The organism is Peptoniphilus pacaensis (assembly GCF_900088125.1).
Classification (GTDB): Bacteria; Bacillota; Clostridia; order Tissierellales; family Peptoniphilaceae; genus Aedoeadaptatus; species Aedoeadaptatus pacaensis.
Genome location: NZ_FLQT01000003.1, coordinates 475,873 through 495,074 on the forward strand (window position 1 = coordinate 475,873; position 19,202 = coordinate 495,074).

General features: G+C 31.5%; 19 protein-coding genes and 3 pseudogenes. 1 reads left to right on the top strand and 21 read right to left on the bottom strand.

Annotated features, from left to right (window positions below):
• Nucleotides 1-47 precede the first annotated feature (47 nt).
• The 10 genes and pseudogenes from BN7444_RS02315 to BN7444_RS02350 all read right to left on the bottom strand — a co-directional run bounded on the left by BN7444_RS02315 (nucleotide 48) and on the right by BN7444_RS02350 (nucleotide 10,258).
• A complete protein-coding gene (locus tag BN7444_RS02315; RefSeq protein ID WP_068455219.1) occupies nucleotides 48-1,778 on the bottom strand; it encodes an ABC transporter ATP-binding protein in 1,731 nt (576 codons plus the stop codon).
• Nucleotides 1,779-1,792: 14 nt separating this feature from the next.
• Entirely contained in the window at nucleotides 1,793-3,514 is a 1,722-nt protein-coding gene (locus BN7444_RS02320) for an ABC transporter ATP-binding protein (RefSeq protein ID WP_068455222.1), read from the bottom strand.
• A gap of 9 nt (nucleotides 3,515-3,523) precedes the next feature.
• Nucleotides 3,524-4,105, bottom strand: coding sequence for an MptD family putative ECF transporter S component (locus BN7444_RS02325; RefSeq protein ID WP_068455225.1), 582 nt, complete (start codon nucleotides 4,103-4,105; stop codon nucleotides 3,524-3,526).
• Nucleotides 4,106-4,123: 18 nt separating this feature from the next.
• A complete protein-coding gene (locus BN7444_RS02330; protein ID WP_068455228.1) occupies nucleotides 4,124-6,289 on the bottom strand; it encodes an ATP-binding cassette domain-containing protein in 2,166 nt (721 codons plus the stop codon).
• 4 nt (nucleotides 6,290-6,293) lie between these two features.
• Nucleotides 6,294-6,920, bottom strand: a complete 627-nt coding sequence (locus tag BN7444_RS02335) for a TetR/AcrR family transcriptional regulator (protein ID WP_068455232.1) — start codon at nucleotides 6,918-6,920, stop codon at nucleotides 6,294-6,296.
• Between the two features lie 239 nt (nucleotides 6,921-7,159).
• Nucleotides 7,160-7,552, bottom strand: a complete 393-nt coding sequence (locus BN7444_RS02340) for a DUF4368 domain-containing protein (protein WP_068455235.1) — start codon at nucleotides 7,550-7,552, stop codon at nucleotides 7,160-7,162.
• A gap of 33 nt (nucleotides 7,553-7,585) precedes the next feature.
• A pseudogene (locus BN7444_RS09550) lies at nucleotides 7,586-7,789 on the bottom strand (hypothetical protein); the annotation flags it as partial.
• Nucleotides 7,755-7,928, bottom strand: coding sequence for a hypothetical protein (locus BN7444_RS09325; RefSeq protein ID WP_167627191.1), 174 nt, complete (start codon nucleotides 7,926-7,928; stop codon nucleotides 7,755-7,757). The gene BN7444_RS09325 and the pseudogene BN7444_RS09550, both read right to left, overlap by 35 nt.
• Before the next feature lie 73 nt (nucleotides 7,929-8,001).
• Nucleotides 8,002-9,636 carry a MobQ family relaxase gene (gene mobQ, locus BN7444_RS02345; protein ID WP_068455238.1) on the bottom strand — a complete coding sequence of 545 codons (1,635 nt, stop codon included), beginning with the start codon at nucleotides 9,634-9,636 and terminating at the stop codon, nucleotides 8,002-8,004.
• Nucleotides 9,637-9,967: 331 nt separating this feature from the next.
• On the bottom strand, nucleotides 9,968-10,258 hold the full coding sequence (locus BN7444_RS02350; RefSeq protein ID WP_068455240.1) for a DUF3847 domain-containing protein: 291 nt from the start codon (nucleotides 10,256-10,258) through the stop codon (nucleotides 9,968-9,970).
• Between the two features lie 264 nt (nucleotides 10,259-10,522).
• Between BN7444_RS02350 and BN7444_RS09055 the strand changes: the two are divergent.
• Nucleotides 10,523-10,978, top strand: a pseudogene (locus BN7444_RS09055) (helix-turn-helix domain-containing protein); the annotation flags it as partial.
• Nucleotides 10,979-11,237: 259 nt separating this feature from the next.
• On the opposite strand, the gene BN7444_RS02355 reads toward BN7444_RS09055, so the two are convergent.
• The 11 genes and pseudogenes from BN7444_RS02355 to mobQ (BN7444_RS02395) form a co-directional block, all read right to left on the bottom strand.
• Complete coding sequence (locus BN7444_RS02355; protein ID WP_068455243.1) at nucleotides 11,238-11,732, bottom strand: hypothetical protein; 495 nt, start codon at nucleotides 11,730-11,732, stop codon at nucleotides 11,238-11,240.
• Nucleotides 11,733-12,161: 429 nt separating this feature from the next.
• On the bottom strand, nucleotides 12,162-12,380 hold the full coding sequence (locus tag BN7444_RS02360) for a helix-turn-helix domain-containing protein (RefSeq protein ID WP_002839984.1): 219 nt from the start codon (nucleotides 12,378-12,380) through the stop codon (nucleotides 12,162-12,164).
• 120 nt (nucleotides 12,381-12,500) lie between these two features.
• On the bottom strand, nucleotides 12,501-12,656 hold the full coding sequence (locus BN7444_RS09060) for a Maff2 family mobile element protein (protein WP_082941224.1): 156 nt from the start codon (nucleotides 12,654-12,656) through the stop codon (nucleotides 12,501-12,503).
• A 15-nt stretch (nucleotides 12,657-12,671) separates the two neighbouring features.
• Entirely contained in the window at nucleotides 12,672-12,920 is a 249-nt protein-coding gene (locus BN7444_RS02365) for a hypothetical protein (protein WP_068455246.1), read from the bottom strand.
• 52 nt (nucleotides 12,921-12,972) lie between these two features.
• Nucleotides 12,973-13,770 (bottom strand): annotated as a pseudogene (locus BN7444_RS02370) (VirD4-like conjugal transfer protein, CD1115 family); the annotation flags it as partial.
• Nucleotides 13,771-13,781: 11 nt separating this feature from the next.
• Complete coding sequence (locus BN7444_RS02375; RefSeq protein ID WP_068455251.1) at nucleotides 13,782-13,967, bottom strand: transposon-encoded TnpW family protein; 186 nt, start codon at nucleotides 13,965-13,967, stop codon at nucleotides 13,782-13,784.
• A 158-nt stretch (nucleotides 13,968-14,125) separates the two neighbouring features.
• Nucleotides 14,126-14,839: a replisome organizer gene (locus BN7444_RS02380; protein WP_068455254.1), complete on the bottom strand. Its 714-nt coding sequence runs from the start codon at nucleotides 14,837-14,839 to the stop codon at nucleotides 14,126-14,128.
• 71 nt (nucleotides 14,840-14,910) lie between these two features.
• Entirely contained in the window at nucleotides 14,911-15,984 is a 1,074-nt protein-coding gene (locus BN7444_RS02385) for a PDDEXK nuclease domain-containing protein (RefSeq protein ID WP_068455257.1), read from the bottom strand.
• A gap of 413 nt (nucleotides 15,985-16,397) precedes the next feature.
• Nucleotides 16,398-16,862 carry a PcfB family protein gene (locus tag BN7444_RS02390; protein ID WP_470381990.1) on the bottom strand — a complete coding sequence of 155 codons (465 nt, stop codon included), beginning with the start codon at nucleotides 16,860-16,862 and terminating at the stop codon, nucleotides 16,398-16,400.
• Between the two features lie 243 nt (nucleotides 16,863-17,105).
• Nucleotides 17,106-17,279: a hypothetical protein gene (locus BN7444_RS09330; RefSeq protein WP_167627192.1), complete on the bottom strand. Its 174-nt coding sequence runs from the start codon at nucleotides 17,277-17,279 to the stop codon at nucleotides 17,106-17,108.
• Nucleotides 17,280-17,352: 73 nt separating this feature from the next.
• The gene (gene mobQ / locus BN7444_RS02395) at nucleotides 17,353-18,993 is read right to left on the bottom strand and encodes a MobQ family relaxase (RefSeq protein WP_068455263.1); all 1,641 of its coding nucleotides are present in this window, start codon (nucleotides 18,991-18,993) and stop codon (nucleotides 17,353-17,355) included.
• Nucleotides 18,994-19,202 lie beyond the last annotated feature (209 nt).

A 19,202-nucleotide genomic window follows, 5' to 3' on the forward strand; every position in this document is an offset into this window, starting at 1 on the left:
TCCCATTAAATACTCATCTATTTAGTCAAACATCAAAATAGATGTATTTACTTAAAACTCCATTTATTTGCTCGCTCTCTTATTGAAATGAATGATTTATATATCCCATCTTGAGTTATAAGCTCATTATGCGTTCCTTCTTGTGCTATTTCCCCTTTATCTAAAACTATGATGTTATCTGCTTTCCTAACAGTTTCTAACCTGTGTGCAATCATAATAACTGTTTTATTCTGTACTAAATTATCGATGGCTTGCAAAATATGGCGTTCATTTTCTACATCTAAAGCACTGGTAAATTCATCTAAAATCACAATGGGAGCATCTTTGAGTATTGCTCTAGCTATCGCTATTCTTTGTTTTTCTCCGCCGGATAAAGTGCTACCCGCTTCGCCAATTTTAGTTTCGTATCCTTTTTGCAAGCTTTTTATAAAGTCATGACAGCGCGCTTTTTTTGCAGCGGATATAATATCCTCATCACTGGCATTTGGCTTTGCCAAACGAATATTATTCATAATTGTATCTTCAAACAAATACACATTTTGAAATACCATACTTATATTTTTCATCAATTCTTCGGTGGAGATATTTGTTATTTTTGCTCCACCAATCAGAATTTCTCCTTCGCTTACATCATAAAATCTCGGTATAAGCTTGCAAAACGTTGTTTTTCCTGAACCTGAAGGTCCGATAATCGCTGTAAGTGTGTTCGGTTTAAGAGCTACTGATATTCCCTTTAAAGCTTCTCCTTTTCCGTAAGAAAAACTCACGTTTTTAAATTCTATTTCATTGGATTTTATATTTTGAATAGGTGATAATACCTTTATTTCTTCAGCATTTTCCATACTGCTTATATCCTTTAGTGAACTATCTAAAAGCCCAATCATAGAAAGAATAGAACCTGCTTGACTTACAGACTGGAATATTACAAAGCTCATAATCAATAAATTGATGGCTTTTTGAGGAGAAATTTCTCCACTATTCCACATAAAAAACGCATAGCTAATAATCATAATTTCAAACAGTTGTATCGTAAGACCGGCACCTATGCTTGAGGGAATAGATTTTTCGGATAAATTTATATTATTAACACAACTACCATCTATATCTTTTTTTACTCTTTCATCTTTTTCTCCCATACCAAAAGCCTTAATTACGCTTATTCCCTGTATAAATTCAATAGCACTTTCCGTTAATTTTGTTTGTGCTAATTGTCTTTTGGGAGCTTCGCTTCTTGAAATTTTCATTTGATAATTAACTACAAACAAATATGTTAATATGCCTGCAAATATTACAACGGAAACTTGCCATTCATAGTAAGCAAATCCTAAAACTATTGATATAGCAGATAAAATTCCACCTATCACATGAATTAAAATGATTGGTGCGACTTGTTCTACAGTTGAAATAGATGTAGTCAGTGTTGAGTTTATATTTCCTACTGAATTTTTGCTAAAGAACCCTAAATAGAGTTTTTTAAATAATGAGCCAAAATATAACCTTTTATCTTTCGCCATCTCAAATCCAACGGATACAGAACCCAGTTGTGTGAAATAACCAAGACCAAATACTCCGATGATACATACAATTCCGAGTATCATTACCTTATAAATATAATTGTCCATTAAATTACTATTAAACATGGCGTTTACCGCTAAAATTATTGCTATCATTTTCAGCATAACGAATATGCCTTCTATAAATGATAGAATTAAAATTTTGACTAAACTGCCTTGCCTTTTCTTACTAAAGTTCCATACACTTTTTATAGCTTCAAACATATTCTCACCTCCAATCAATTTGCTATTTCATATAAATGCTTATACGCAGAACACGACTTAATAAGTTCTTCATGTTTTCCATCGCAAATGATTTTCCCATTTTCCATATATATGATCTTATCTGCATTTATGACAGTTTTAATTTTATGTGTAATAACAATTAGTGTTTTTCCTTTGGTAAATTCCAGTAACGCTCCTTGAATTTTTTCTTCATTTTCAATATCTGTACTTGCAGTTGCTTCATCTAATATGATAATTGGAGCATTTTTTAGAATTGCTCTGGCAATAGCTATTCTTTGCTTTTCTCCACCGGATAACCTATCCCCTGCGATGGTGTCATATCCATCAGGCAAAGTTAGAATAAAATCATGACAACCGGCTCTTTTAGCAGCTTCTATCACCTCATCATTCGTTGCATCTTTTTTACCTATTCTAATATTTTCCAAAATAGTATCATCAAATAAAAATGTATTTTGATCCACATAGGATATAAGAGTATTCAGATCATTCATTGAAAGGTCTTTTACCCCTATACCACCTATTTTTATGTTTCCTTTCTCAAAATCCCAAAATCCGGCTAAAAGTTTCATTAGAGTTGATTTTCCTGAACCTGAAGTACCAATAATTGCAGTCATAGTTTTTTCTTTAATGGTTAAATTCACATCATCAACATCATTTTTTGTACCATCATAAGAAAATTGTAAATTTTCAAACGCTATGTCGTATGTCATTTTTTCTTTTAAATTAGAATTCTCACTTCTCTTAAGTTCCGGATAATCTAAGATTCCTTTTATTTCCTTAGTAACAGTTCCCATCTGTGCCAATTGGTCAACATAACTGGATGCTTTAACAATCGGTTTAAATATTCCAAGAGAAATCATCATAAACAAAAATAAACTTTGCTCAGTAAGAAACCCATTATTAAAAAATATCAATCCCACAACAATTGTTGGAAATATAGATACAGGAGCTATGCTATAGGAAAGAGACGCATAAATCTGTGAGCTTTTCATCCAGTTTATAGCATACTCCGCATGGCGTATGACTGCATTTTTATATTTAGCATAGGAGCTATCTTCCATATTGAAAGTTTTAATTACATCAATCCCCTTGACATACTCTATAACCGCTTGATTCATATTCTTTTGTGCCTGTACTTGTCCCTCATATTTTTTCTTATATCCAATCATCATAAGCATTCCGATTGATAGTCCAAATATAACCCAAAGAAATATAATCCCGGTAAGCTTAATATTAACTGCAAGCATCCAAACAATCATGGCAATAGGTATCAATAAATTTGCAGTCATCTCAGGAAGTAGATGTGCTAATGTTTTTTCTATATCTTCCACCCTATCTACCAATATCGTTTTTAATGTTCCACTAGGATTCATATCAAAATATCCCATCGGCAATCTAACAAATTTATCACAAATTGCATATCTTAAGTCCTTTAGCGTTAAGTATGCTGCTTTATGAGATATAAGTGTTGAAATATTTGAAAGCAGCACCCCTGATATTTTGCAGATTATAGTGAAAATCAAGACATATATCATGTTGTTTCCATGAAATCCTTTGAAGATATATCCCGCTAAAATTCCAACAAAAGCGTAGGATAACAGTTCGCATAGAACAGAAAGCATACTTAGCATAACAGATAAAATATATCTTTTTTTGTATGGCTTTATAAACGAATCCATTTCTTTAAAAAAGTTTGGTTCTTTCTCTTTTTTCATGACTTCACCCTATGCATTAGCTTCTTTTTCTAAAATATGTTTCCTTACGACCTTGCTACCTATATAAGCTCCTGCGATTGCTGAAACTATAACTAAGGCAAGTAAAATCAGCGTTCCCCAAGAAGAAATCATTTTGCCTGCCGCTATAATATTTGAAGCTAACTCCTTTTGTTTCATGGCTCCTATAGTTTTATTCAAGGCTATTGTATATGGATAAATTACACTTCCAATTGAAGCCAAAGTTTGCTGAATAACATAGCTGACTCCAATAACTTTTAAATTACCATAACCTTTTTTATATAATAAAAACTCTGCTATCAATCCTGAAATTACAAACATCAAAATATATGGTGGATAGAATGCTATCACTCCTTGAATAAGGGAATATATAAAAAACGCTCCTCTTTTTTTCACTTTCACTCCGATAACATAGAAAACAATACCCTGTAATAATGAGTAAAGCACCGGTGTTAAGAGTATGGTAATTGGTGTTGCATACATGAATGTTCCAATCGAAAATATCAAAATGTTACACAATGATAATAAAGTAACTGTAATGATATCTTTCGCTTTCAATTTGTTTTTGTTCATGATTAAGTCCTCCTATTTTTATAAAATATTTATCATCAAAATTACTATCATTCCAATCATCAATATGTAATCGCATAAATTGAACTGTAAAGTAACATAAGATGATTTTTTATGATTTAAAGCAATTCCTCTTGTTTCTGCTGAAGCTGATAAAGTTTCCCCTATTCTTATCACTCGAAAAATGAGTGATACAATCAGAGCCTCAAGATAATCTATTTTTTCTTTTATTATATTTTTATGCTTGCAACTTCCTCTATTTCTAAGCACCTGTCTAAGTAATTTAAAATCATTCCTTAGCACCGGGAAAAACCTGAAAGAAACTGCAAGAATCAATAATAACTTCTCAGGTATTCTTATTTTTCTAAGTCCCACAAGCATATTTGTTGTCCCTCTACCTCCAAGAATAATAGGAAATAGTAGAAATATTAAAATAAATCTAGGAAACAAATTTGCCGTAAATATTGTAATTTCATTCGGATATATGATTTCAAGACCGTAAATAAGTCCTATAATGATAGAAGTAATTCCTAAAGTCTTATATCTTCTATTTGCAAGAGAAAAAACGAGAGCTAATAAATTGCATTCAAAAATCAAACTTTTATTGTCGATTCCTACTGCAACCATACAAAGAAGCCAAAACAAAATATTTGTTCTCGGATCTAAAAGATTTTTTTCTCTTTTTGCCGGGGGTTGATGTTCTAAATCTTTTTCAAATATACTTTTAATGCTTTCAATATCTCTATTCTCTTTTACTTCACAAATCCTTTGTATCGTTCCATCATCAAGTTCCAAACATTTATCCGCAACTGATGAAATAAATTCTAAGTCATGGCTAATTGTTATCACGATTTTTTTCTTTTTCATATCGTTTATCAATCCCACTACAGTATCTAAACTTCTTTTGTCCATTCCTGAGGTTGGCTCATCTAAAATAACCACACTTTTATCCGAAAGATACGCCATCATTAATGTTAATTTTTGCATTTGCCCACCTGAAAGAGAAAATGGATGCCTATCACGATATTTCCACATATCAAACTTTTTAAGTAGAGCTTCTATCTCATCATATTTGCTTCGATTTACACCGTACTTTAGTTCAGATAATACAGAATTTGTAAAAAATTGAAATTCAGCTTCTTGCATAATAAAGAGGCTATCCTGCGATAGCTGTCTGTGGCTCAATTCTTTTTCCTTTAGAAAAACTCTTCCCTTTTGTGGTTTCAATAGTCCACATATACATTTTCCTAAGGTGGTTTTGCCTGAACCATTTTTGCCAATCAAGCAAGTCACTTCTCCCAAATAAGCTGTAAACGACAAATCATTTAAAATATGTTGTTTTTTATATCCAAAGGATATATTTTTTACCTCTAATTTATCATTGACAACATTAGAACACTTCTTCTGAACCTCAATCTGCTTCAAATCCGTAACTCGTAAACACAAATTATTTAATTCATCCTTAGAAAATATCTTAAAATCGTCCTTATCATACTTTTCATAAAAGCTTCCATTTTTTATCAGCCAATATTCATCAGCCAACTCTTTCAAATAGTAAAGCCTATGTTCACTGATTATTAGAGTTTTTCCATCTTCTTTTAGAAGCAATAAGATATTTTTCAGTTTTTCTATGGCTAAATAATCTAAGTTTGCAGTTGGCTCGTCAAGTAAAATAATATCCGTATCCATTGCCCAAGCAGACATAATCGCTATTAGTTGACGCTCTCCGCTTGAAAGTTTGAATACTTCCCTGTTTTTCAAATACTCCAAGCCAAATTTTGAAAAAGCTTCTTCTGTTCTTCTTTTTATTATTTCATGGCTTAACCCTTTATTTTCAAGTCCAAAAGATACTTCCGTATCGCTTTCCATTGTAAAAAATTGACTTCTTGGATCTTGAAAAACGGACGAAATCAATTCTCCAACTTCTCCAATGTTCTTGTTTTCTATATTGTTGCTATTTACCAAAATATAGCCATTAAATATCCCATCATAGAACTCCGGTATTAAATGGTTTAAGCACCTAAGTAATGTTGATTTTCCACATCCACTTTCGCCACAAAGAACTATGCAATCTCCTTTTGATATGCTGCCAATTACATCATCTAACGACTTTTCCTTTTTGCCTTCATAGGAAAAATCTATTTTAAAATCTAAAATATTTTCGTCCTTCTTGCCTTTATCGTACATAAATTCAATACCTATTTATAATTTCATCAAATATCTTTTCCCAACCCGCCCCAATAAATTCGCCGAGCATTTTTGTGTACTCGATTGTCTCCTCTTTGCTATATCCTTTTTCAATCACTAATTTAAAAGCACTAAATTGTTGATTCATCAAAAGCTCTACCAAATCTAATTTCATCTCACTTATATTCGGGTCTATATTTTCCCTTATAAATTGTTTTGTTATGGAAATTTTTTTATTCATCATTTCACGAAATATTGCTTCTACAGAACTGCCTTTACTTGAGCAAAGTATTAGTTTGCACTCCTCATAATATTTAAATAACACATCTACATATCCTTTGGTTTCTTTCTGAATGCTACGCAAAAAATGATCAAAGTTTTTATCTACGCAATATTCCCTATACGAGTATTCGTTCTCTTTTCTTTTCACACTTATAGCTTCTAAAAATTCTTTTATCAAACTATAAAAAAGTTCATCTTTCCCTTTATACCTTGTATAGATTGCTCCCGTTGTAACTCCCGCTCTTTTAGCAATATTGCCTATTGAAGCAGCCTGAAATCCATTTTGCAAAAACTCTATTTTAGCAGCTTCAATGATTGGTTTATCAAGTTCATGGTTTCTATTTGCCATGTCCATTCCTCCATTCTTACAAAACTTTAATTTTAATAGTATAATCAATAATCAAATTATCAATAATGATATTATTGATTATACATCAGTTAGTTTTATCTAACAATAGTTGTAAGATGTTTTTTAGAAAATTTACTGATTTACATATTTATTTGTATGAAATAAAATAGTCGGTGCAGTTTTAAAACTACGCCGACCACAAAGTCATAATTTTTTTCCATACTGGCTTTTTTCTTTTTTTAATATCTGTAATTATACTCTCGCTTCTTCTCTCTCTTTTTCCTTAGCTTCTCTAGTTCATCAAGTTGATATTGCGTAAGTTCTTTAGGTTCTTCTTGTGGCAATTCAAACTTGCCAATAAAGTTCAGGTATATTTCAACTTCCTGTGTTCTTTCATAGTTATCCCATTTACCCTCGTGAACCAGTATCTTATCTACAAATTCATTTATCATTGGAGTTGTAAGTTCGCTAAAATCAGCATATTTCTTTACAAGTGATATAAACTTATCTGCTCTAATACTATCTTCCTCAAAGTTTTTTAATATACTTTTTGAATGTTCAATGGATTTTTCTAATGCCATTTGCTCTTTTGAGGTTGAGTACACTTTTTTTATAAATTCTTCTTCATTCAACTTTACATACTCGATTACTTCTTTAATAGTCTCTAAAACAAATTTATTAAGAACTTCGTTCCTGATATAGTGTGATGAACATTTTTCTTCAAAATTCCCTTTTGCTAGGTTATATGTTGAACAAATATATTCATCTTTAGGGGGACGCCTTTTATCTGTTTTTCTGCCTGACCAATCTCTTTTAAATCCGGCTTTTCCACCTTTAGTAGTTTGTGTGTGTTCTTTTGTCTGATAGATAGTTTTTCATGTTGGAATATATAGTCTGCACTTCTTCATTGTTCATCGCTTTTATTTCTTCTGTGCTTTTATAGGTTTTGTATGTTCCGTCTTCATTTGCTTTTATAAGTTCATCTATTAGCTCTTGCCTTTTAGTCATCTCTATTACCTCCTAGACCTGCCTTTATTTTCTTGGTCATATTATAGCTTGGATAAGATATTTTTACCAGGTCTTATCTTTCTTGATTTTTGTAATAATCTTTGGTGGATTGTCTTTTTTTATTAAAACTATCACTATCTTTCTTATACTCTTTTATCTTTTCTATGATACTTTCTTTTTCTCCTCTCTTAATCGCCTTGTCAATTTCTATTGATAGGTCAATATCATATTCTTTATTCACTACTTCTACTGCATATTTAATATGATTTATTTCCTTGTATCTTTCCATTATCTTTTCTGACTCTGTATTTAGTTTACTGATTTCATCTTCTAAGCTTTTAATTTCTCCTAACCATTCTTTTTCTCTTAAACTTTTCTTTCCGGTGATTTTTTCAATTAAGGTTCTTGCCCTTATATGTTGGTCTATTTCCTTTTTGTTATTCTTGTAGAAGCTTTCTTTGAATATTTTCTTGCTTTCATATTCTTGGTAGATTGCTTTTGTTTTTCTTACAGTCTTTGCATAGGCTAAGCACTTATTAAGGTCTTCTATCTTTTGACTGTTTTCTTTTATGGTCTTATATATTTCAGAGTTTTTACTTCTTAGGTTATTTATATGTCCTTGTAGGTCTGATATGGTTTTTATTTTGTTTTCTCTTAGATAATTTATTCCACTTGCATATCTTTTTAGATCATAGATTGCTTTGTTTCTTTTCCCATAAAATGATAAGTCAGCTCTATTATTTTCTTGCATTTCTTGATAGAAGCTTAAATATTCATAGAGGTTAAAGAGTCCTGATTCATTTTCGATTTGCTTTTTACTTTGGTCTTTATATTCCTTGTATGATTCTTTTAGCTTATCTTTGAAGCCTGCTAACCATGATGTTATTTTCTTTATTTCATTGCCTATGTTTTTTAATAGTTCATTCTGTTTTTTTATTTCACGATTTATATCTCCTTTTTCTGTTCTTATTCCTTTTCTTTCCATTGCACTAGCACTTGCTCCTAGATGTATTGTTGGTATTTGTTTTATGCCTTGTCTTTTAAAACTCCTATGGTCTACTCTTTTTTCTATCTTATTTTTTGCTAGATATTCATTGCAAAGATTAGAAAAATTTTCTCTCCATTTTTCTACATTGCCTTTATCGTTCCAGGTTGTTAGTTCTACTTTTCTTGTCTTTGGTTTTCCATTTTTGTTTAATACTTTTTCTCCTTTTTCATCTAGGATATATTCTTTTTTACTTTTTTGCCCCCATGTTCCATCTTCATTTATTGGTCTTACTATGGTCATTATATGAGCATGGATATTTTGATTTCCCTCTCTACTTTCATCATGAATTGCTAGGTCTACTATCATTCCCTCTTTTACAAAGTTGGTTTGTATATATTCTTCTATCATCTTTTTATTTTCTTCTATGCTTAACTCTTTTGGTAATGATATGATAAAGTTTCTTGCAAGTTGGGCATTAGAGTTTTTCTCAAAAAGTTCTACCGAGTTCCACAATGTTTTTCGGTCTTTATATTCTTTTGGTGCGTGATCTGGTAAATATATTTCTTTGCTAATTACTCCTTGTTTTTTGGTGTAGTCATGGGTTACTCCGTCCCATTCATTTTTTATTTTTTCTCCACTTATATATGCTGCACTTGCTACTGCACTTTTTCCTTTTCCTCTTGATATTATGTTTACTGAAAAATGAAAACTGTCTGCCATTTTTATCACTTCCTTTCTTTTTTGTTGTTTTAGGTGGAGGCTTAATAGATTTTTTATAGCCACTTTGTAAATGAGCGTTTTGAAATGATAGAATAGAAAAAGCCGACTACTGAATTAATTTTTGTTGTTTCAGTATGTCGGCTTAATTGTTACTTTCATTTCAAATTTTAAAAGTCAAGGGCGAGCCTTAGCGAGTTTATTTACCCTTGACTTTTAAAAAGCGAATGGTTGTTGCTCCCTGCAAGGGTTTGGCTCCGCATGACGCAAGCACCCTTTAGGGTGTATAATTGCGCCCTTAGAAATCTAAGGGAGATTTGGTTATTTTATTTTTCTAATTTTCTCTCATTATTTTTAGTGTTTCTTTAAATTCTTTTGTCTTTGTTGCTTCTTCTAGTAGGATTTTTATTTCTTCATCTGTTAGTTCTTCTGCATTTTCTATAAGGCTTTCTAAGATTGCTCCTCTTGTTATGAGCCTATGTGTTCTTTCTTTTCTTCTTTTCACTATGTCTTGTTTTAATATCTTTTGTTCTTGATTTTTTAGTTGCCTTAATCTTTCTTCTGTATCCTCTATTTTATCTTTTATCTCTTTTGACTCTTGTCTTATTTGATCTAATTTTTTCATACTTATATCCTTTCCTACAATAAAAAAGACGACTAGTTTTTATTTTTCTAATCGTCTTTTTTCTAAATGTTATACATTTCTATATTACATTTTAGTTTTACGTTTTCTATATATCTTTCCATGTAATCCCAATCTGGAATGTTATAACTTTTTGTTTATCTTTTTTATCATATTTTTCTCACAAAGATAAAAGATGTAGGCTATTAGTAGATAAATTCTTCTGCCATTTTTATTTATATTATTAGAGCCCCACTCAATTTTAAAGCCCATTTCAGTGATTTTTTCTTCAAAGCCAAAGCAAATGAATGGGTAAGTATAGTAATAGATACCTACTTAAAAAAGAAAAAATATAAAATTGAAATTGATGATAATAAAGCGCTTGAAGATGTAGCAAGATTTTTAGATGATCATTTCGCCATGAATGTAAATCAAGAAACCCTTGAAAAGATTTCAAGAATGAGTGGGACAAAATTAAAAAATTTGTTCAAAGAAAAATACGGTCAGAGCATTACAGAATACACCCAAAGAAAAAGAATGAATGTAGCTGAAACTCTTCTCTTAAATACCGAACTACCTATAAAGGAAATTGCTGAATCTGTTGGATACACATCCCATAGCAAATTTTCTATTTATTACAAAAGATACAAAGGAAAACTTCCTAGTGAAGTCCGTAGTTTAGCTTGCGAACATCACAATTTAAATTGTGATTGCTGTGATTAAACTATTATTTTTATACGCCTTTATCTTATATGAATTTGCATGTATAGATATTTGTATAGGAATGGTTCTTGTCTTGTTTTTAAGATATGCTCACATTCATTAGATTGAAGTTTCTTTCGTTTATATTTCACTCTAACCCATCTTCATATAACTGTTCATGGCTTATATCTATTTCTGATAATTGGTTTTTTTAAGCTACAGCCCCTTAAAACAAATAGCCAAGAAGTCGAATTGAACATTATAAGTTATGAATTTCTAGTTAAACCAAAACGGTCAGTAAATATGCCAAAATTAGGCTCACGAAAAAGAAGATTATAATTTTTGCAATCTGACTTTTCCCATTAAAACCAAAATTATCATAACCCTTAGCACCAACCGTCTCTGGATAAACTTTAGTCGGCAATTTTAACTTGGTAAGCATGAGATAATCAAAAAAGATAATATCAAAAAGCTTATATCCTTCAAATAGTATTAAAAATCTAACAAAGGCTTGCTGAAAAGTTAAACTAAATTTTACTGTATCAACAATTGCCCAGCCTAGAACGGCTGCAATGGCTAGCAATCCAAGTATCATGATAAGTCCGCCGATTATATTGACCCAAATCGGTTTATCTGGCAACTTACTCATCATAACTTTGATATCATCAGGTGCGCCGAAATGCTTCGAGCCAAATTTCGGTATAATAAGTATAAAACTCATCATCATAATTGATGCTGTTAAGCAGGTGATTGTTAACATACCAAGTGTTTTCATCAATTTAGTTTACCTCCTCTCTTGAAGTATAAACCATTTCGTAAATGGGAGCAATTTTTCTTAGTTGTGTCAACTAAATTCGTATAAATTTTCTTGCTAGTATTAGTGCTATACTTTTTTACAATTTATATGGTTGTTTAAAATCTATAATCACAGATGTCTTCTTGTCAATGTAATTATACACATACAGGTCATGTATTAAGAAGTTTTGTAAATTCTCAAATAAATTACTCACAAAACTTTGGATTCCAATCTAAAAGATATTTACAAAATCATTGACAAGATATAAAAACACCCTATATAAAGATTACAATTCTAAAATTGTAAGTAAGCTATAACAAATTATACATTATTTCAATAAAATTTTAGAAACCCTTATTAAGATTTTCTTTGATCCCTTGTAAATCAAGTGTAAAGAACTATAAGAATTTAAATCTCTTTTTCAAATTCATCTTCAAAACTAATAATATCATTAGGAGTGCAAGATAGAGCCTTACATATTCTTTCTAAATTCTTAAATGTAATTGGTTTATCCTTGCCCATTTGTGCCATAACATTTGTTGTTAGTCCTGCCATAGCTATTACATCTGTTTTCTTTAATCCTTTTTTTGCTAACTGTATCCATAATGGTTTATAGTTAAGTGCCATAATATCCCTCTTTTTCTCTTTATTAGATTTATTTAATTATAGCATAAATATTGATTTCATTCAATCTTACATTGGTTTAGTGATTTGTTTTAGAGAATTTGTTGTGTTATTCCGTCCTTATTATGCCATAAATTGCTTAATACCTTGCGATTTTGCGCCGGGATTATCGTTCCCATAGCCTTCCAAAAGATTGATTACGCCCCACGCACCGAGACCGGCACCTAAAGCTACTACTAATTGTTGTAAGGTTGTAACTGCACTACTAAAAAATCCCATAATATTCTCCTTTATTTAATCTTTATAATTAAAGCAAACTTCGTACTCTTCGCATTCTTCATCTTCCAGTTCGTCCAATAAATCTTCCCATGCCCTTTCATAGAGCTTAATTTCAACAGCAGTATCCGCCGTTCTTTGAACAAATCTTTTTAGCTTTTTCATGGCTAAAACGCCCATAGCGCCGACTGTTGCTATAGAGGAGAATGCTACTACCCCTACTGCAACGCCATAAGAAAATTTCTCACGCTGTTTTCTTTTCATCATTACCTTCTTCCTTCTTTATTCTGTCAATATACGTACTCATTACTTGTTTAGGAATCGTTGTTTTCTTTTTTAGATAGCTCATGCTTCTTCTATATAGATATTTTTCGACATCAAAAGCATATTTGTCGTTATAATCGGATAACTGTTTATAACGTTTATGACTTAGTAAATCGTATTTATCACTAAAAAAAGGTCTGGAACCACGAATCTGCAAAATGCACTTACCGCCGTCCATGACGGCTACTTCATCTTGCGTCATTAATGAGCGACCTGTCTTTTGATACGACATACCATAACTCTTTTCTCTTCCTCTATTTTCAGAGTCATTAAATAAGTCTATTGTCTCCTTACCTAACAGTTCTTCCATTTCTTTGGAAGTTGTTTTCTCCTTGCCACCCAGGAAAAGAGTAGTATCACAGTTCCCAACAATGGTATCTGCTTTTTCTTTATAGAGGTCTTTTAATTGCGATTGGGTCTGAAGAATAACACTAGCAGAAATTCTTCTCGAACGAATTGTAGCAATTAATTTTTCGAAATTAGGTATTTGTCCAATGTTGGCAAATTCATCAAGCAAACAACGGACGTGGACAGGAAGTTTCCCACCAAACTTATCGTCTGCTCGCTCACACAGTAAGTTAAAGAGCTGAGAATAAAGCATTGCTATAACAAAGTTAAAGGTCGTATCGGTGTCGGAAACAATAATAAATAGAGCAGTTTTACGGTCGCCGATTTTATCTAGTTCAAGGTCGTCGTAAGACATAATTTCTTTCAATTCGTCTATATCAAAAGGAGCTAATCGCGCACCGCAAGAAATTAAAATGGACTTAGCAGTTTTTCCTGTAACAACTTGTCAAGGACTTTCTAATCATTTTTATCGACTTTTTGATGTTTTTCTCTCTCCATTTCTCTAAGAATTATGCGTTTTAATTTGTCTTGCATTGTTTCTGTTGCATTTTCATTAAAGTGAACAACAACCTCATAGGTTGCTTTACCAATTTTCTTGATAGTTTTTGTTCCTGTACTCTGTTCATTTTTATTTTCGTGCATATATTTTTTCTCCTGTTTGTTTCAATAAAAAAGGCGATTAGATTTTTAATTTTCTAATCGCCTTTTAAGTGTCATATTTACATTTTTATTATATCTTGCATACTTTGATACCTTTTTAGACTTAAAGTCTTTAATAATGGCTTTCCACCTCTTTTTATCTATAAAGATTCTCCTACGTCATAATTCATTTTTTTATTTAAACCTCTCTGTGTTAGTTTTTCTTTATCTTCTTCATACCATTTTAAGATTGTCGCATAGTGGTTTTGATAGGTCTTACCACTGCTTTCCATGTATCTTGATAGTTTATTTATCATTATTTCTGCGTGTGAGTTTAATTTTTCTTTAAGGTTTTTATATTCTTCTTTGCTTAACCTTACATTTTTGAATTCTCCATAAAAAGAAACTGGGGCTGCTTGGTTTTCTTTTTCTCCTCTCCCCTTATCTATACTAACCTTATCTAATCTATCCTTACCTATACTATGCGGACAAATGGTTGACACTTGGTTGTCATTTGGTATACCAAGATTTTCAAGTTTGATATATGCTCCATTTTCTGTTTGTGTTAAGCTTTGTTTTTCTGTAATATACATCGTTTCTTTTCGCCTGTCATTCCTGATGTAGTTATTTATCTTCCAATGAGTAATTACAATAATTCCCCTTTCAAAGACAATTACAAAGCCTTTTGTTATTAGGATTTTTAGGTCATCTTCATTTGCTCCTATGATTTTTATTATCTTCTTTGGATTGTCCACAAAACCATCATCATCTGCCCTCATTGATAAATGAAAATATAGGCATTGACTACTTAGTGGCATATCCAAAAATAAGTCGCTATCTACTATCTTTAGTGAAAACATTCTTTTATCTGCCATGCTCTCCTACCTTTCTTCAAATAAAAAAAGACGATAGTTTTTACTTCTACCGCCTTTTGTAAGTTCATATTTTATTTTTCTGAATCTAATTCTTTTATAGACTCTTCTATTTCTTCAATAGATGGTAAGCTACTTTTATATTCCTGCTCAAGTAATTTGCTAATTTCATACTTACTTATTCCTATTGGCTGCGAGATATTTTCAAGCGAATATTCAGCGACTACATTGTCTTTATCTCTGCAAATTAGTATTCCTATGGTTTGATTATCACTATTTGATTTCATATTCTTATTTACAGCTGTTACATAAAAATTGAGTTGTCCTACAAATTCTGGCTTAAATTTCTCTGTCTTTAATTCTACTACAACATAGGAGTGTAGTTTAACATGATAGAAAAGTAAATCTATATAAAAATCACTTTCGCCAACCTTGATATGAACTTGCCTACCGATGTAAGAAAATCCTGTACCAAGTTCCAAAAGAAAAGAAGTTATTTGATTTACTAATGCTTCTTCCAACTCTCTTTCATCATATTTATCCCTTATTGTTAGAAAATCAAAGTTGTATGGATCTTTTATTGTTTGCTTAGCTAATTCAGATTGGACAGCCGGTAATCTATTATCAAAATTAGTAACTGCATTCCCAACCCTTTTATATAAATCTCCATCAATCTGATGTTCCAAAACCGTCCTGCTCCATCCATTTTCAATAGTCTTATCTATATAAAACAAAGCCTCTTTGACATCTTTACACTTATACATAATCCTTTGATTATGTCCCCAAGGAATACTTTTTATCCTTCTTTCAATATCCGATAATTGGGTTACAGCTTGTAACCCAATTAGGTAATCATTATAAAAGATATACCAATATCTTATGTGTTTTAAGTTTACTGCTGAAAATCCTCTCATGTCTGGAAATTCTTTTCTTAAATCACTACTCAATAATTTTAGAAAACTATCACCCCAAGAATATTGCTTTTGTTTTTCAACAATTTCTTTTCCCAAGTTCCAATACAAATCAAGCAACTCATAATTAACTTTTACTGCTGCTTTTAATTGACTGCGTCTAACTTTTTCCTTTAAATCTAAAAGTAATTTTTTATATTCACTATCTCCTATAATATCTAAATCTTTTTTATCCATTCTAATCACTCCAATCTGATTCTTTATTTTATTCTGTTTCTTACACCAATGGTGGGAGTTTTAATCTTTTTATCATAATCAGCTTACGGTTAACAAGCTCATTTTATCATTACACATTTAGTTTAATTAATGTGATTATACCAAAAATGTTAAATCTTTTCTATCTCTCCCTCTCTCTCTTTATCTATCTCTATATCTTTCTCTATCTCTTGTCGGACATGGGTTGGACTCATTAAGGACAATGTCCTCTTTTAATTTTATCCAATAATATCTTTTGTTTGTTGACATATCTGCTCCTTTCTTGATTTTCGATAATCGAAATTCTTGATTTCCGATTTTCGGAATTCTGGACTTCTGCTTTTCGGAAGTCTTGTTATTATGGTTATTTAAGGGTGTAACTTTTCGTTACTCCCTTAGATTTCTCTGGTCATATCTTTTTTGCTTGGTTTTACTTTTTCTTTTACTTTCCTTTTGACTTTCTCTTTTGTCTTATCCTTGTTCTTGGATAGGTCTTTGTATTTCTTTATTTGTTTTAGGATACTTTCTTTTTCTTTTTTATTTTCCTTGGCTATGACTTGCTTAAAGGCATATTCCATTACTTTTATGTCTTTGGCTTGGAAGAATATTTCATAGTTTTGTGTTTCTTTGTTTTTCATTACTGAGAAACTTACTCCAAGTTTGTTTAGTTCTTTTTTTAAGTCTTTGAGGTCGCTTTGATCTATGCTTATATTTTCTAGTTGTCCTTTCTTGTAGAGGTCTTTTAGTTTTGTTTCTCGTCCCATAAGACTTTTTAGGTTTCCATTTGCTTTTTCTAAAGTATCATTCATCTTTTTTCTTATTTCTTTTTCTAAGTTAATTGATTCTTTTGCTGCTTTTATTGTTTATGTTATTATGGTTTGTGCTGCTTGACCTGCTTCTTTGCTTATTTCTTCGTTTATCATGCTTTATCTCCTTTGTTTGAATTAAAAAAAGGGAAGTATAGGTTTTAATTTTTCTATACTTCCCTTTGATTGTTTTTATTTGGTTGTTGGTGGTGGAATGCTTTGTTTTGATGTTTTTATATATTTATTAGGTATTTGTACCTTTTATACTTTTAAATAGCTTACAATGCTTTTCCACCTTTAGTAGTTTATATGTGTTCTTTTGTCTGATAGATAGTTTTTCATGTTGGAATATATAATCTGTATTTCTTCATTGTTCATTGCTTTTATTTCTTCATTGCTTTTATAGGTTTTGTATGTTCCGTCTTGATCTGCTTTTATGAGTTCATCTATTAGCTCTTGCCTTTTATTCATCTCTATTACCTCCTAGAACGGTCTTTAATTGTTTGGTCATATTATAGCTTGGATAAGATATTTTTACCAGGTCTTATCTTTCTTGATTTTTGTAATAGTCTTTGGTGATTTGTCTTTTTTTATTAAAATTATCACTGTCTTGCTTATACTCTTTTATCTTTGCTATGATACTTTCTTTTTCTCCTCTCTTAATTGCCTTGTCAATTTCTATTGATAGGTCGATACCATAATCGTCATTGACTGTCTTGACTGCATACTTGATATGGTTGATACTTTCGTACTCTTCTTTGATTGATTGTGATTGTCTGTTGAGTTTCGATATTTCATCTTCAAGGGTTTGGATTTCTTTTTTCCAGTCTTTAGACTTAATCGCCGATGAGCCTGTTATCTTTTCAAGAATTGCCCTTGCTCTTTTATATTTATCTATCTCATCTTTATGGGAATTGTAAAAGCTGTCTTTGAATAGGGATTTACTGTTCCATTCCTCAAAGACTTTTTTGTTATCCTTGATGATGTCCGCATAGGCAAAGCATTTATTTAAGTTTTCTATTCTTGTGGTTTTCGCCTTAATGTCTTGACTAATCTTCTTATTTTGGGATTGTAATGTGCTTATCTTTTCTTGTAGGTCGGCTATGGTTTTAAGATTGTTGTCTTTCAGATATATTCTTGCTTTGGAAAATCGTCTTAGGTCTGCACCTATCTTTTTGTTGCTTGCATAGGAATTTAACTTTCTTGCTTTTTCTCCCTGTAAGTCATAATAAATACTGATGTACTCATAGAGATTAAAGAGTTCCGCCTTATTCTCATATTCTTCTTTTTTCTCCTGTTTGTATTCATCATATTTTACTTGCAGACTTCCAAGTAACGAGCCTATCCAAGATGTAAGTTTGGATAGCTCCTCTTTTAATTTTCTAAATTCTAAATTCAAGGCGATGATTTTTCTGTTTTGGTTTCCTCTCTCTGTCTGTATGCCTTTTTTCTCCATCTGACAACTGCTTGTGCCTAAATGAATTTGCGGGAGTTCTTCTCTGCCTTGTTCTTTAAAGGTGCGTGGATCTATCCTTTTATTTATGTTGTTCCTTGCCAAGTATTCGTTTGCTTTCTTTGAAAAGTTTTCTCTCCACTCTTTTGCTTTGTCAGGTTCGTTCCAATCGTTCAGATTTACTTTTCTTGATTTATAGTTTCCGCTTTTCAGTTTTATCTTTTCTCCGTTTTCATCAAGGATATATTCTTTTCTGCATTTCGGTTTCCAATTCCCTTTTTCGTCTATTTCTCTAAGGGTAAGTAGGATATGGGCGTGTGGTTGTTCTTCATGATCGCTTGCCATAGGATTATGAATATTACAATCTGCTATCATACCTTTAGAAGTAAAGTTTTCTTCTATAAATTCGCTGATTAACTTTATTCTGTCCTGTTCATTTAATTCTCTTGGAAGTGTAAAGAGCAAATTTCTTGCAAGTTGTGAATTTTTACTTTTCTCTATTTTTTCAACACTATTCCATAGGTATTCTCTGTTTGAAAACTCTTTCGGGATATGTTCCGGCAGAAATATTTTTGAGAATACAAGGTCTTCTTTTTTAGAATAGTCATGTGTTTTTCCATAGTATTCATCATGTAATTTATCTCTTGCATTGTATGCAGCTTTTGCAATCACGCTATGCCCTTTTGACCTTGCCACAATATCTACATGGGTATGCAAACTTTTGATTTCCATTGTCTTTTCCTCCTTTATCTGTTTTCAATTTTGAGATTTTACTATCCAAATGTTCAGGTCGTATCCTCGCTCCCTTTTTCAAAGGGCGCAAAGATACACCGTTTGACTACGGTGCTTTGCGTTCCTGCGGAAAGCTTATAGCTCCGCTAAGGAAACGAAAACGCTAAAGCATTTTTATTTGTTCAAGGGGGCTACTCCCCCTTAGACCC